A 13,348-nucleotide genomic window follows, 5' to 3' on the forward strand; every position below is an offset into this window, starting at 1 on the left:
CATATAGCCAGAGATGTTCCCAGTCTATTCCACTTCCGGTTCAGGCCGGATCTTTTTCTTTGTCAGAATGCGCTTGGCAATAATGAAGGCAATTTTCTGAAGGATGTTCGCATTACCTCCCGGCCTCCAGGTTTTCACCATCTTATTTCGATAGGCGTCAAAGTGTAGCCCATAGGGTGCGGCGATCACCTTGCCACGCCCCAGCAATATCTTAACGGCGTTAGTTGCCGCAATGCCTGCACACAGGTCAACCGCCATCGGAGTCGAGGGGCCTTTCCTTTCATGAAAGTCCGCCCTTGAAGGATCGACAAGATAGTTCTTTTGAAGCACAGCAGGTGACAAGCCAATGAGAAACCGGATGAGCTGATCTTCCTCTGAGAGACCTTCCATTTTGAAATACTCATCAAACGTCATTCCTCCTGGCAAAAAAGCGAGAAAAGCACACCCCATCCCCATGGGGGCAGCCGTAATTGCCGGGATCCCTTTTTCGGCGCACTTTCTGAAAACCAGTTTGCGCGCCTCCAACGCAAAAAAGTCCAGACTGTCTACATACAAGTCCACACCTTCAAGAAATTCATCAACATTAGTGTCGTCGATTCCTTTATCGTAGTGATGGACCTCTAGCTGCGGGTTAATGTCCAGTGCACGTCTCATCATAACTTCTAACTTCGGCTGCCCAATTGTGCTCATTGAAGCTCCAGCCTGACGGTTAAAATTATGCACTTCAAAAACATCAAAATCAGAGAGCTGAAACTTGGTAATACCCAATCGGGTTAAGGTTTCAAGGTGAGCCCCACCCACTCCTCCCATACCCGCTATAGCAATTCTCTTCTCTTTAAGTACATATTGCTCCGTTTCAGACAGCCATCCGATGTTTCTGGATATTGCAGCATCGTAGTTATACATTTTGGTTCAGAGTCCAATCCTGTTTACAATTTTTCGCACTATACTTTTTAATATATAACCCTATTCTAAGGGCTTGAAAATCATATAGTTATGAGTATTGTAGCTCAGCTGGCAAATGGATAGCGGAAAATCACATTATTTTTGAATAACTATTTCGAATATCTAGTCTTTTAACCTATACCTGGAGCTTTCTCCTTTCTAACACTCCTTTACTTATAGCGCTATACTGATGATATGTCATATAGCCGGGGTTGATCTGGAAATTCGTATCGCCTGGGATAAAAGAGCAATAAATATGAGCGTTATTAAGAAACTTGGACAGACCAGAATTGGCGGTAAGCTATTGGGCGGCATGGTAGCCAATCGCGTTAACAAGGAAGCAACCACTATCGCCGAGCATTTCGATAAGTTTCTTTCTCCAGTTATCGCAAAAACAGAAAGCGACAGACAGCGCGTCTTTGAAATTCGCCACCAAGTCTACTGCGAAGAACTAAAGTTTGAACCTCCAAGACCTGACCGGCTCGAACTGGATGATTTCGATTTATATTCCGCTCACTGCCTGATAAGACACAACCCCACAGACAGATTTGCCGGCTGCGTCAGAGTCGTTTGTCCCAGCAACGAAGGCGAGCTTCTCCCGATCCAGAAGTACTGCGCCCATGCTTATCAGGAAAATCCACTAAAACCAGAATCCTTTGCGCGGGGAAAAATTTGTGAGATATCAAGACTCGCGGTTTTAGCAGAATTCAGGCGTCGGAAAAGTGATAAGTATCGTGGTGCTGAAACCGGGGTCATAAACGAGATCACCTATTCAGAACAAGAGCTACGCTGTTTTCCTTTCATCTCCATAGGACTTTATCTGGCTGCTGCAGGTCTGGCTTTGGAAAAGGGAATAGAACACGCTTTTGTGATGATGGAACCACGTCTTGCGAGGAGCATGGCGTTAATCGGCATACAGTTTGAACAGATCGGTCCAGCCATTGAGTATCATGGGCAGCGAGCACCCTACTATATCAACCAGGAAATTTTTCTTACAAGCCTGAAACCCGGCTTCAAAGCCCTCGAAGTCGGTATTCAGCGATCCATTCTTGAACAGCTAAAAGAGCCTGACTAACTCAGGAAGGCTCCCTCAACCATTAACGCCCTTTTTCACAGCACAAAAAAAAGCAGCCTTTCGGCTGCCTTTTTTGTTTTAGGAGCATTCCTAAGATTATGCGCGCTTACGACGTGCACTGAATCCTAAACCTGCTGCTGCAACACCCAGAATAGCCAGTGAAGCAGGCTCTGGTACGAATACCGCGCTCACGTCACCAGTAACTACTTGAGTACCAGTCAATTCGAATGTATCGAAATCACCGTCTACGTTAACTTTGATGTAGAAAGGATCTGGAGCAACGAAGTAGTCAGAACCGTCTGCAGTCAGAGCGAAGTTATCAAACAGCAGATCGAAGAAACCGCCAACACCAGTCAACAGACCAGTACCGTAAACCAAGTCATTAGAAGTGGCCAACAGCAAGTCATCACCGTTGTCTGCCAATGAAATTGGATCCAGAGCAGTAGCGCCCAGAGTACCGTCAGTATCGTTGTTTGGATCCAACCAAATGCTTACGAAACCGTTACCACCAGTGAACTGGTTAATTCCACCGCCGATATCAGCTACAGTACCGTCAGAAGTGAACATAGCGTAGATTTTGTAAGTATCGCCGATTTGAGAATCTGCACCCAGATCCTGAGTACCGTCGCTACCAAACAGCTGACCAAAAGTAGCGAATGCAGAAGTTACGAAATTTCCGCCGCCAGTGAAGGTCAGGTTTTCCTGGTAACCGCCATTCAGTTTGTCGGCAGTCAGAACGGTTCCACCATATGGAGTCTCGTCAACCTGGAAATCCAGAAACCCAGCATTTGCTTGGAAAGAGAATGCCGCGCATAAGGTCGCTACTCCAGCAGCGTTTAACGCACTTTTCTTGAACATCGAATTGCTCCTTAACAATGTGTAGTTATACGCCATTGACAAAGCAGTCTGCGTGCCAATTTTTATTTTTTCTTTATTATCATACACTTAAAAATATTTACCCTTACCAAACTTTAGGTCAATGTAAGATTTACTGACACCCTGTTCCGCTTATGCAGCAGCTCCCCGATAACGATTAGAGCTGTTGTGCGGCAGCTATCTTTGCCTATACTTTTAGCTGCTAGTTAACCTCAATATAAGCAATAAATGGATTATTAACGTGGAAAACACAGGCAAAACCAGAGACGAAATAGCCGAAGCCTACTCTTCTCCACCATGGTGGTATGACATCAGGGGCTTCTTCATACTTACGTTTGCCTATAACAGTACAATCTGGGCACAGCTCCGCTTTTTTGCCCCTAACTTTGGGAACAACCATCTGGAAGTGGCCTGCGGTACGGGCACTTTGCTGGAAATGATTTTGCGTTGGAGAAAATATAAGAAGATGCCAACTTCCAATATAGTCGGCATCGATTACGCCGAGTCAATGCTTGCCGGAGCTATCAAAAGATTCAAGGATAACCCCGACGTCACGCTGAAACACGCAGACGCCGCGGAACTTCCCTATCCTGATAATTTCTTTGACACCGCAAATATTGCCAACTCAATACACTGTTTTCCCAGCATAGAGGGTTCACTGAAGGATATCCTTCGGGTATTGAAGCCAGGAGGGACTCTGGCCTGTAACGTTCTTCTATATCCACGAACTCCCTGGCCTTTCAATAGAATCGCCCAAAGGATTAACGACTGGGGAATCAAAAAAGGCATTTTGTATACGCCATATCATAAAGATGAGCTAAAGGATAAGCTGCTTGAAGCGGGTTACGAGGTAACCTATGAAAATATTTCAGGGAATTGCTACGACGTAGTATGCAGAAAGCCACAGTGACTCACATCCTAAGCCTGTCCGAGCAATTTCTCGTTCAGGCTTAAGCTCATCAATAGCAATTTATTCTATTCGGCAGCCAGCACCCTACAATTTAAACTAAACACTTCCCTCTTCTTAACTTTCATTCATTCGCGGACCAATTGTTTAACAGTGAACCAGAGGTTTCCCAGAAATTCGTATATGACCGTTTCACTTAAAGCCAATGCTGTGGCATCAGGGGTAAATACATGATATGAAAGAGTTTTACCCCGACTGGTTAGATGCCCGACAGGCACAGGGATGACTTGAATTCCTACACTGTCAAAAATATTAACAGCCCTTTTCATATGATCTGCCGAGGTAATCAGCAAATTTGATTTGCCCACACTTACCGGCTTTACGAGATCCGCTTCAGATTCGGTATCCTTACTTCCGGCCAGCACTTCTATACGCTTTCGATCCAGGCCGAGTGACACCAGGAAATCGGCGGAATAATCAGGATGTGAAGCTTCGAATCCCGGCACCTTATGTCCGGAAAGTATGACCTTTGCATCGGGATAAACCCTGGATAATCGGAATGCTTCAACCACCCTGTACAATGAGCATGGCGCAATTCTAGATACTTCCGGAAGCTTTTCATCTTCATTGTTCCAGCATCCCAGCACCATAATATTATCCACGTGGATAGGTGGGTCATTAAATGCCGGGTATTCCAATTCCAGTGGACGGAGCAATGAGCCTGGTATAATTGGAATGGAAAATAACAGCAGAAGAAAAAGTGCACTTCCAAAAAACCTGCCTGACAGCAAGTACCTCTGTTTTACAAAATGAAAGTACAGACCACAAAACAGCAGGAAGACAACAATGGGCACCGGCGAAACAAATGACCCGATCAGCTTTTTAAAAAAGAAGAGAGTATCCATACATTCCATCATGTCAGAATAATTTACAAATATTTTTTATGGTACAATTTACTTCTTCAAAAACATAGGCTTACATTTTGGCTTATTTTTTGCTTTAATAGTTTTATAACTTTTTACCAATAACACACAGTTTTAGTCGTACAATAGCCGCTAAACGTCATTCTAGGGTAAACCGATGGAATCGAATAAGCAGGATAACATTGCTGAGTCTGCGCTAGGCAAATCCTCCAGACGCCAGTTTTTACAACGCGCCTCAGCCGGTGCAGTACTTGCAACCATTCCCACCAAGTCAGTCTGGGCAGGTGGTGGTGGAATTACCCAGTCAATTGTTGCCTCAGGCCATGGCTCTGACTGGGCTGATGGAATAACAATCCAGTTACGTTCTCCAGGCTACTGGAAAAATCACTTTCCTTCGAACGAAAAAAATCTGTCTTTCAAGTCGGTTTTTGGCTGTGAGCCATTGAGCGAAAATAATTTTTCAGGTTTTTGTAAGATCAAGTCGAATGACAATTACTACTTCGACCTGACTTTGTTTGATATCGCCAAAGATGCTGAAGGGGATTCAGGTGCCGTTGTTGATAACTCAAGCACAGATCTCGACGGAAGTCAGAATCCTGACTTTTTGAAAACCAAAGATGGGGATAACTACTTCGATCTGTCCGGCCCTCATAACGTCAACAGGTACATGGTCTGCATGTATATGAATGCGCTTTACCATGGCACCAGAGGGATCTATTACCCAATCACAAATGTTTTTGGGACGGTTGATGCATTTGCCCAGTATTTGTGTGAAAAGGCGTTAATCAGTTCTTATGAACTCGCTTCTTCTTTGGAATATATCATCCAAAACTGCGACGTGGGCACCAATACCTGCAACGTATCCTGATCAATGGAACTAGCACATTGCAAATTGACAAAAGGGGTGGACATCCACCCCTTTTCTGATGGATCAGGTTGTGTGTTTTTTAATACAAATACTGGTGAAACCATCGGCATAGAGCTAAGGTTAGAGCAGATAGAAGAAGCCTTGACTGTATATTTCAGTCAAAATACCTCTGAGAAATTCCATAACCCACTGAAAGGCTTGATTGAAAAGGGCTTCATTAGTACCGAAAACCAGCAGCCCTGTTGATTCCGCCCGGTCGACGATATTTGAAAGATTGACCATGCGGCAGCAAGGAAGTAGCAACCAAGACCATCAGAGAACAAAAGCATTTTTTTCATGGCCCTTCAGAATTTTTGCCTGAACCTTTACCCTTTCTCGTTCAATATTCAAACCAACTTAAAGCTCGTTAGAGACAACCTATACCGTTTATATCCTGGCCAGGTTTCACTAAATAGCACCCAGGTTACGGACTATTCACTCTCACTGAGCAAAGGATCTGGTTTCAGACGGCTGATAAAACCTCAAGCACGCTTTTTCTGCGATCAAAAGGAACCGTTCAAGCCTCTAAGACAAGAACAAGGTTATGCACTTCTTGAGTGGGGTATGAACTGGACCATTGCAGCCAATGAGATGCAATATGTCATTGCCCATTCGGCAGTTCTGGCCAAGGACGACAAGGCTATACTATTTCCGGCTCCACCGGGATCAGGTAAAAGTACACTGACCGCCTACCTCGCATTTAAAGGTTGGCGCCTGCTATCAGATGAAATGGCACTCATTAACCCTGACACCAATATAGTGACGCCATTCGTCCGTCCCATCTGCCTGAAGAACCGCTCTATCGATCTGGCTAAGTCCTGGTTTCCTGAAGGACACTTTTCGTCTGTCGCGCACAATACCCACAAAGGCGATGTCGTTCATTTATCTCCACCAGAGCAAAGTTGGAAAAACAACAAATCTAATGCCCGGATCGTTGCGGTGGTTTTCCCAAACTACAGAGCGGGAAAAGAGCTGGAAATCTACCAGTTGAATAAAACCCAGGGGTTTATGCAGTTTGCAGAAAACGCCTTTAACTTTGGAGTCAACGGCGCAACAGGATTCAGAACCCTGACCAAAGTTATAGAAAATGCAGAGTCTTTTGAGATTTTTTATAGTAATCTCGAGGAAGTCATTGAGTTTCTGGAACAAGATATCATCGATCATGCCTGATATAACGGCGTCTGACATTATCCGTCTATACCTTAAGCCAGAGTTTGCCACCACACTGAGTGCTGACCAGTGGCAGAAAGCTATTCTGATTTTGCGCTACCAACAATTGCTGGCCCGTTATGCCAAACATTTCAGAAAAAAAGGTATATTTGATCAACTACACGAGTATGCCAGGCATCATCTGACAAATGCAGAAATTATCGCCGATAAGCAATATCAGCAGGTTCACTATGAGGCAGCCCTGCTCAAACAACAGATTGGCAATATTGGTTCGCATTTGGTTTTCCTGAAAGGAGCTGGATATTCTCTATCAGGCCTGCCGGTAGGTGTCGGAAGAACTTACAGTGATATCGATATATTGGTGGACAAACAATATATCAGGGAAATTGAGAAAACCATGACACTTCATGGCTGGCTCCCTGAAGAGATGGACGAGTACGACCAGAAATACTATAGGCAATGGGCGCATGAAATCCCGCCCATGAAGCATGCTACCCGGGGAACACTGATTGATATTCACCACAATATCATCCCCATCGTTTCCATGCGTGCACCTGATATCAATATCCTTTTTGACCACACCGTGATGACTTCAGATGGTTATCAGGTGTTGGACAAAGCGGCGATGACGTTACACAGCCTTATCCATCTTTTTTACAACGAAGAGTTTAAATATGGATACCGTGACCTGATGGACATCCATATTCTGATGTCAGGCAACTCAGAAGACTATTGGCAACAACTACTCGACCTGGCGAAAACCTGTGGCTTTGAAAAAGAACTCTACTTTGCATGCCGGTATGCTGAAGGGTTAATGCAAACAGGAGTGCCGGATTTTGTTACAACGCAGCTAGCTCATCATAAGAGCCGCATGCAGTCTGTTCTCGATTTTATGTTCACAAACCTGCTTTCACCCAGTCACCCGTTTGTACGCCGCCCCATTTATCCGCTTGCAGTGTTTATGGGCTTTATTAGAGGACATCGCCTGAAAATGCCTCTCTCGATACTGGTCTATCACAGTATGAATAAGGCTTGGCGTTTAACCGTTGAGTATCTGCTTGGTAACACCTTCTTCGACAAACAGAAAACCCAATAAAAGCGGCAAAGATATAGAGCTTAAGTAAGAGGCTGATTAGATTTAAATGGAAGCACTCTCCAACTTCTTCGAGGACATTAAAAGCAACAGGTCTCTCGTGTTACTGATATCGGCTGTTTCTGTTCTCTGGTACGCAGGGTTTCACGAGGGTGTCGACACTGCTATAACGATCTGGCTGAACAATGATATTTTTAATCACTGCGCATTTGTTCTGCCCTTTGCTGCCTATCTGATATATCGGAAAAAAGAAGAGCTGACGCTCACCAAACCGACTCCTGCTTACCTTATTCTGCTCCCTTTATTGCTGATATCATTTATCTATCTTTTCGGAAAAGCCGGCGATATTAATGTGTTGATGCATCTGGCGGCTTTTTCTTTTATTCCTACCGCCATCATCCTCTGTATAGGGTTTCGGTCGTCCATTACGATCCTCTACCCCCTGATATTCTTCTTTTTTGCGATCCCTATCGGCGAGCAGCTGATTCCGAACCTGCAGGATATTGCAGCCAAGTGGTCGGTAGTTCTTTTAAATCTGTCTTCCGTCCCTGTCTTCAGGAACGGTTTATATATTGATATTCCCCAGGGGCGCTTCCTTGTTGCAGAAGCTTGTTCTGGTATCAGTTTCACCATTGTTTCAGTTGTCATCGGAAGCCTGCTGGCTCATCTGAACTACACAAAGCCCTGGAAAAAAGGCCTCTTCATTCTGATCTCTTTCCTGGTTCCTATTGCAGCGAATGTTTTACGAGTATATGGAATTATCATCATCGCCTATTCCTCGGATATGGAGTATGCCGTCGGTGCAGACCATCTGATCTATGGATGGCTGTTCTTCAGCATCGTTATCTTTCTATTGATACTGATGGGGGAAATTGGGCGGGAACCCCAGTCAGCCTTTACACTTCCTGTTCAGCAAAAGAGAGAGAGCGGCGTAGACTATTCCGCCGCCTGGAATGCCGACACATTTAAAAAGCCGGGGTTACTGATTTCAGGGGTTTTACTGGCCCAGTTAGCATTTGGCTATCTATGGATTGATGCCAAAAGGTCCAGCGACTATAGCCATGTAGAAATTTCAATTCCTGATGCATCTCCAGTAGTTTCGCCAAAATGGCAGCCGGTGTTTGAGGGCGCTACTCAGAAACTTCATACGTCTTTCCCCTATCAGTCTGAGCAGATAGAGTTATATCTGGCCTGGTTCGGTACCGGGAGCGACGGAGAACTTGCCTCATACCTTAACAGAGACTTTGACATAGAGCGCTGGAGCCTTATTCAGCAGCGTACAGTTAACTTTGGTAGTCCCGTTCACGATGCCAGTCTCTTGACGATTACCTCTCCCGATGGAGAGAAAAGAATTGTGCTCAGCTGGTACCTGCTAAGCAATTTCCAGTCATCATCCAAAACCATGACCAAGCTTAGCCAAACAGCCCAGTTTCTGTTAACTGGCCATCAGGAAGGCGCTTATGTGGCGTTTTCAATTAAAGCAAGTGATAACAATCAGACTGAGGCAGAGCAAACGCTCATCAATGCGGCGCAAGAGGTTTTTCCAGCGATCGCCGAAGACCTCCCTTTTACAAGGTAGTAACTGTCAGGTTGAGTAAAGTGATATCTCTCTATGAGTAAGCAGAGTTTTTTCCCGCCAATAGTTAATTGGCTGATAACGGTAATCCAACGTACAGATCCCCCGGGAAAATACTTTCTGTACGAACGCCTAAAAGATCGCCTTGGTCGCCATTTGATCAGGCATAAGATTGGTGGCAGCCCCTTTTTTATCCCCTGGGATCAGTGGTGTTTCTGGCTGAATAGAGGCCCACAAAATTACTATCTCGACGAGATAGAGCCTTTTCTGAAAACAGTCAAGAATGAAAAGGGATCTGTTGCTTTCATTGATCTTGGGGCTGACATCGGAATAGTGTCCGCATTAGTGGCTGAAAGCTGTCCAAACATCAGCCTGATTGTTGCTATTGAACCCAATCCTGCGTCATACCAAATCCTCGAGCTCAATGCTTCTAAACTCAAAGTCGAGACCGTCACGAGCCGGATAGCTATTTCAAACTTTACCGGGGATGCCTTCTTCAACTTTGATGAGAGTGTCGCTTCCGATCACGAAGGACATCTATTGCTCACCGAGGGTGAATTGAACGCATCGACACATAAGACAGAAGTGACGACCTTCGACGAGCTTTTCGATCAAAACTCTTTATCGGGCTATGACTGTGTGGTTGTGAAGCTGGATGTGGAAGGACAAGAACAGGCATTCTTTGAAGGAGCTGAACGCGCTCTTCAATCTGCCACGAAACTAATAGTCCTTGTTGAGCTTCACCCGGATGTTCTCAGAAGAGAAAACATGACGCCAGAGGACATATTTCAAACCGCAGAAAAGGGACGCCAGTTTACCTGGTACGTCCCTCTTGAAGGCAACCGTAGGATTGATCGCAACCGTCCATTCTATGAACAGTTTGCCCTCCATCAATACGATGTCATTGGAATATCCGCATAATTACCAACCTTCTGGTTTTATGGCAAAGGACCTTTCCATTTTCGTGACATTCCCTTGATTGTCTCTGACAGATACAAAGAGTGTACCCTGACTAAGTGAGTAAATTGAGTTCTGTAATGTCATTTCATATACGCCGTCTGATACCTGACGGAATCCCTCAGCCAGCTCAGTCCCCGGAGCTTTGCCATCGACTTCAAAGTCCGCCGTAATGTGCAAAGAGGATACATTCACCCCAGTGTATGCATCCGCCACACCGACGAGAATGCGCGTTAACGGGTAAAAGGAGTTTCCTGGCGCAGGATAAGTAACAGCAAGCGTGGGCCTTGTTTCGTCAAGGAACCAGCCATACCCTTCCCGCTCAGTGCCTTTTGCGGTATCAATGGGACATCCCAGATCAATCCAACGGGCAAAAGTCATTTTTTCATCAATAGTCAATGGTGCGACACCGGAATCTACTGGAGGCATAATTGTTCCTGTATAGTCCAGATCAGCCTGATTGGCGATAACCCCTTCAGGTAAGGTGTCAGGATCTCCTGCCACACTCTCGGTTGGGTGGTCGCTATTGCTCCAGCCATCCATTCGTTCGCCAAATATTTTCCACATCAGCAAACTGCGACGACTTTGGAACTCTCTTACATACCGACTCGCATTGGTTTGCCTCCACAACGGCTGATTACTGACCCTCAGCACTGGTGGAATCCCCCAATTCGCGCTTTGGTCGTCGCACAACCTTGCATAATCCACGGGAACAAAGCTCTCTTCAATGATACTGGTATCATCAAAGGCCAGCTCAGCAGGAGCGCCCCCATAAGCATTCGAATTGTGGCAACCTACACACTTCTCTTGAAGTACAGGGCGGATATTCTGATAAAACTCCACATTCACAAGAGACTCAGGTTCAAATTTAACGGTTGGCTGATCATCACTGTTCTTCGTGATTAGCGGTGTATTTTTAGTCAGATCCCAAACCTGATAGTCCGGCCGACCAGCGTAGGTATTTCTGAAGTCTACCGCAGGCTTACTATGTGCGTGACAGCCGCCACAGTCATTGCGAACTTCGCCGGGACGAACCTGATGCCAAGTTTGAGCCATATTCAGCACGACGCCATTTTTATCTATCGTCTGGAATGTAAATGGTGTGTCTGCCGGAATTTTGGCAAGAAAGCTGGTGTCAGTCGTTCCATTGGAATCCACAACCAGGCTGCCATCGGAATTAAACTTCCTTAGCGGTATTTCACCCAGGATTCTCAATCGCTCGCCGGCATGATTTCGGAAAAAAGCCGCTCTGTTGAAATGGGATTCTGGCCCGTACCCTTTATGGGTGAATGGTTCCATGGCAATAATTCTGACAGCCCAGATATCGTCCTCGGTATATCTGCCGGCATCTGCACCCTGCAGATTCCAGTTGGTGTTCTGATTGTTCTTGCTGGTATTAAAAGCATCCAATCCTCCGAACTGGTAGTCATCCCTCACCTCTCCCCCAGGCATGGTTTCCCGGTTCAGAAAACTGGAGGTCCCAATCAGACCGTAAGGGGTGCCTTCTGGTAGTTCCGGATGAACACTTCCGGTATTTGGCAGCCAGTCGATTTGGGCAGGTTCATCAACGCCATATATATCCCGGTATTTTACAACAGCACGCGGCCAGGCTTCGTTGTATTCCGGATCATTCTTTATCAATACCAATTGTTGCGAATCATATACGGTATCCATGCCCGCGATCATGTAGATCCCTGAATCCACCGCGGGAAAGGGCGACGGTCTGTTCAGTTTATTGACGGGCCCATCAGACCAGACCACGAGAAGGTTATTTCCCGGAGCAGCAGAAGGATGTGTATATTTGCCCTGTCCCGGAGTTGCCGATGTATCAAACGCAGTAGCTGACGGTGTCAGGGCATACATGCCTTTAGGGGTAAAGGGCATGCGAAAGTTGGTCAGATTCCCATTAACCGTGTGCTCAATTTTGGGATTTTCCTCTCTGATGGCACTAAAGAATTTGGGTTCGCCGTATAGATTTTCATCGGAGAACGTCAATAGTGAGCCAAATCCAAAGTTATTCTTGTTGTAGTAGTCTTCTACTACGATTCTTCCGTCACTGACCTGAGTGGTGAAATGGAATACCAAAGCATGACCAAACGCACTCACCACCGGGTCCCAGTGGCGTCCATCCGGATAGATTGACCACAATCCCCACAGCCTCACATCTCTTAGCCCCTGAGACTCATAACTACTAAATACAATCCGGCCATCCTTTAAGGGAGTTGGATGAAGCGCAGACCCCAAGGTCATAGGCGCTATGGCCGTTACATTGCTACCATCCTCATCCATCACATAGAGCTGCATGGTTGGACTGGTGTAGCTCTTGGTAGGCTTAAACCCATTCCTGTTGCTGGTAAATACAATCTTGTTTCCTGCTATAGGAGCCGGGCCGGTATTTAATATCCCATATCCCAGAGAGTTATATATGCTTGCTGGATTAACGGGATTATCTTCATTCCAATTACCAGAGCCGGTATTCGGGGTAAATTCCTGAAAGGTCAGTCTTATGATTTCTCTGGTTTCGAGATTGATCTTGTATATATCAGCCCCTTCCAAAGGAAGATTGTCGCGCTGGGAGTTTAAGCTGGAAGTCCGAACATCCGGAAAGAAGCTGTAGAAAACCCACTTTCCGTCAAAGGAAACATAGGGATCGGTAACAGCACCATTTTCCGTATCCACAAGAATTTCCTCTGAACCATCAGGGTGAAGCAGAACCAGGTCTGAGCCCTGCTCAACTCTCGCAGGGAAGCCCGCTTCAGGCCAGTTGATATGTTCAGAGTCACCATGCCTGGGCTGCTTGACATAAACGATGTCGTAATCGACGGGGGCTGCCAGCGTTTCCAGACTCCAAAAAAATACTGCCAGGGATATTAAGACATTTAACCTAATCATATATAAACACCTCTGGGTGCACGTCCA

At 45.7% G+C, this 13,348-nt stretch carries 12 protein-coding genes; 8 read left to right on the plus strand and 4 right to left on the minus strand.

Features of this window, described 5'->3' with window-relative positions; translation table 11 throughout:
• Nucleotides 1–24 precede the first annotated feature (24 nt).
• Nucleotides 25–906, minus strand: a complete 882-nt coding sequence (locus BTA51_RS10270; RefSeq protein WP_094707365.1) for a ThiF family adenylyltransferase — start codon at nt 904–906, stop codon at nt 25–27.
• Between the two features lie 295 nt (nt 907–1,201).
• Here BTA51_RS10270 and BTA51_RS10275 point away from each other — a divergent pair, with 295 nt between their 5' ends.
• Entirely contained in the window at nt 1,202–2,020 is an 819-nt protein-coding gene (locus BTA51_RS10275; protein ID WP_094707535.1) for a PEP-CTERM/exosortase system-associated acyltransferase, read from the plus strand.
• A 96-nt stretch (nt 2,021–2,116) separates the two neighbouring features.
• Here BTA51_RS10275 and pepA read toward each other — a convergent pair whose 3' ends face one another.
• Nucleotides 2,117–2,878: a flocculation-associated PEP-CTERM protein PepA gene (gene pepA, locus BTA51_RS10280; protein ID WP_094707366.1), complete on the minus strand. Its 762-nt coding sequence runs from the start codon at nt 2,876–2,878 to the stop codon at nt 2,117–2,119.
• A gap of 259 nt (nt 2,879–3,137) precedes the next feature.
• On the opposite strand from pepA, the gene BTA51_RS10285 reads away from it, so the two are divergent.
• Nucleotides 3,138–3,806, plus strand: coding sequence for a class I SAM-dependent methyltransferase (locus BTA51_RS10285; RefSeq protein WP_094707367.1), 669 nt, complete (start codon nt 3,138–3,140; stop codon nt 3,804–3,806).
• A 125-nt stretch (nt 3,807–3,931) separates the two neighbouring features.
• Here the strand turns inward: BTA51_RS10285 and BTA51_RS10290 are convergent, their stop codons facing one another.
• Nucleotides 3,932–4,708 carry an ElyC/SanA/YdcF family protein gene (locus BTA51_RS10290; protein ID WP_168188125.1) on the minus strand — a complete coding sequence of 259 codons (777 nt, stop codon included), beginning with the start codon at nt 4,706–4,708 and terminating at the stop codon, nt 3,932–3,934.
• 175 nt (nt 4,709–4,883) lie between these two features.
• Between BTA51_RS10290 and BTA51_RS10295 the strand changes: the two genes are divergently transcribed.
• From BTA51_RS10295 to BTA51_RS10315, 6 genes are all read left to right on the plus strand, one after another.
• Nucleotides 4,884–5,594: a hypothetical protein gene (locus BTA51_RS10295; RefSeq protein WP_094707369.1), complete on the plus strand. Its 711-nt coding sequence runs from the start codon at nt 4,884–4,886 to the stop codon at nt 5,592–5,594.
• Nucleotides 5,595–5,597: 3 nt separating this feature from the next.
• A complete protein-coding gene (locus BTA51_RS29900; protein WP_141215572.1) occupies nt 5,598–5,840 on the plus strand; it encodes a hypothetical protein in 243 nt (80 codons plus the stop codon).
• 90 nt (nt 5,841–5,930) lie between these two features.
• Nucleotides 5,931–6,803 (plus strand): HprK-related kinase A, encoded by an 873-nt coding sequence (locus BTA51_RS10300; RefSeq protein ID WP_094707370.1) that lies wholly within the window; start codon nt 5,931–5,933, stop codon nt 6,801–6,803.
• The gene (locus BTA51_RS10305) at nt 6,796–7,899 is read left to right on the plus strand and encodes a nucleotidyltransferase family protein (protein ID WP_210404804.1); all 1,104 of its coding nucleotides are present in this window, start codon (nt 6,796–6,798) and stop codon (nt 7,897–7,899) included. The genes BTA51_RS10300 and BTA51_RS10305 overlap by 8 nt, the downstream gene beginning before the upstream one ends.
• A gap of 46 nt (nt 7,900–7,945) precedes the next feature.
• Nucleotides 7,946–9,475: an exosortase A gene (gene xrtA / locus BTA51_RS10310; protein ID WP_094707371.1), complete on the plus strand. Its 1,530-nt coding sequence runs from the start codon at nt 7,946–7,948 to the stop codon at nt 9,473–9,475.
• Between the two features lie 33 nt (nt 9,476–9,508).
• A complete protein-coding gene (locus BTA51_RS10315; protein WP_094707372.1) occupies nt 9,509–10,393 on the plus strand; it encodes an FkbM family methyltransferase in 885 nt (294 codons plus the stop codon).
• Here BTA51_RS10315 and BTA51_RS10320 read toward each other — a convergent pair whose 3' ends face one another.
• A complete protein-coding gene (locus BTA51_RS10320; protein ID WP_094707373.1) occupies nt 10,394–13,321 on the minus strand; it encodes a hypothetical protein in 2,928 nt (975 codons plus the stop codon).
• Nucleotides 13,322–13,348 lie beyond the last annotated feature (27 nt).

Source organism: Hahella sp. CCB-MM4 (assembly GCF_002260525.1).
In the GTDB taxonomy this organism is placed as follows: Bacteria; Pseudomonadota; Gammaproteobacteria; order Pseudomonadales; family Oleiphilaceae; genus Hahella.

What these genes read in the sequence shown, in the direction of transcription:
- BTA51_RS10315 (WP_094707372.1), top strand. Translation starts at nt 9,509, where the DNA reads ATGAGTAAGCAGAGTTTTTTCCCGCCAATAGTTAATTGGCTGATAACG.
- xrtA (WP_094707371.1), top strand. Translation starts at nt 7,946, where the DNA reads ATGGAAGCACTCTCCAACTTCTTCGAGGACATTAAAAGCAACAGGTCT.
- BTA51_RS10275 (WP_094707535.1), top strand. Translation starts at nt 1,202, where the DNA reads ATGAGCGTTATTAAGAAACTTGGACAGACCAGAATTGGCGGTAAGCTA.
- BTA51_RS10320 (WP_094707373.1), bottom strand. Translation starts at nt 13,321, where the DNA reads ATGATTAGGTTAAATGTCTTAATATCCCTGGCAGTATTTTTTTGGAGT.
- BTA51_RS29900 (WP_141215572.1), top strand. Translation starts at nt 5,598, where the DNA reads ATGGAACTAGCACATTGCAAATTGACAAAAGGGGTGGACATCCACCCC.
- BTA51_RS10290 (WP_168188125.1), bottom strand. Translation starts at nt 4,708, where the DNA reads ATGGATACTCTCTTCTTTTTTAAAAAGCTGATCGGGTCATTTGTTTCG.
- BTA51_RS10295 (WP_094707369.1), top strand. Translation starts at nt 4,884, where the DNA reads ATGGAATCGAATAAGCAGGATAACATTGCTGAGTCTGCGCTAGGCAAA.
- BTA51_RS10305 (WP_210404804.1), top strand. Translation starts at nt 6,796, where the DNA reads ATGCCTGATATAACGGCGTCTGACATTATCCGTCTATACCTTAAGCCA.
- BTA51_RS10270 (WP_094707365.1), bottom strand. Translation starts at nt 906, where the DNA reads ATGTATAACTACGATGCTGCAATATCCAGAAACATCGGATGGCTGTCT.
- BTA51_RS10300 (WP_094707370.1), top strand. Translation starts at nt 5,931, where the DNA reads ATGGCCCTTCAGAATTTTTGCCTGAACCTTTACCCTTTCTCGTTCAAT.
- pepA (WP_094707366.1), bottom strand. Translation starts at nt 2,878, where the DNA reads ATGTTCAAGAAAAGTGCGTTAAACGCTGCTGGAGTAGCGACCTTATGC.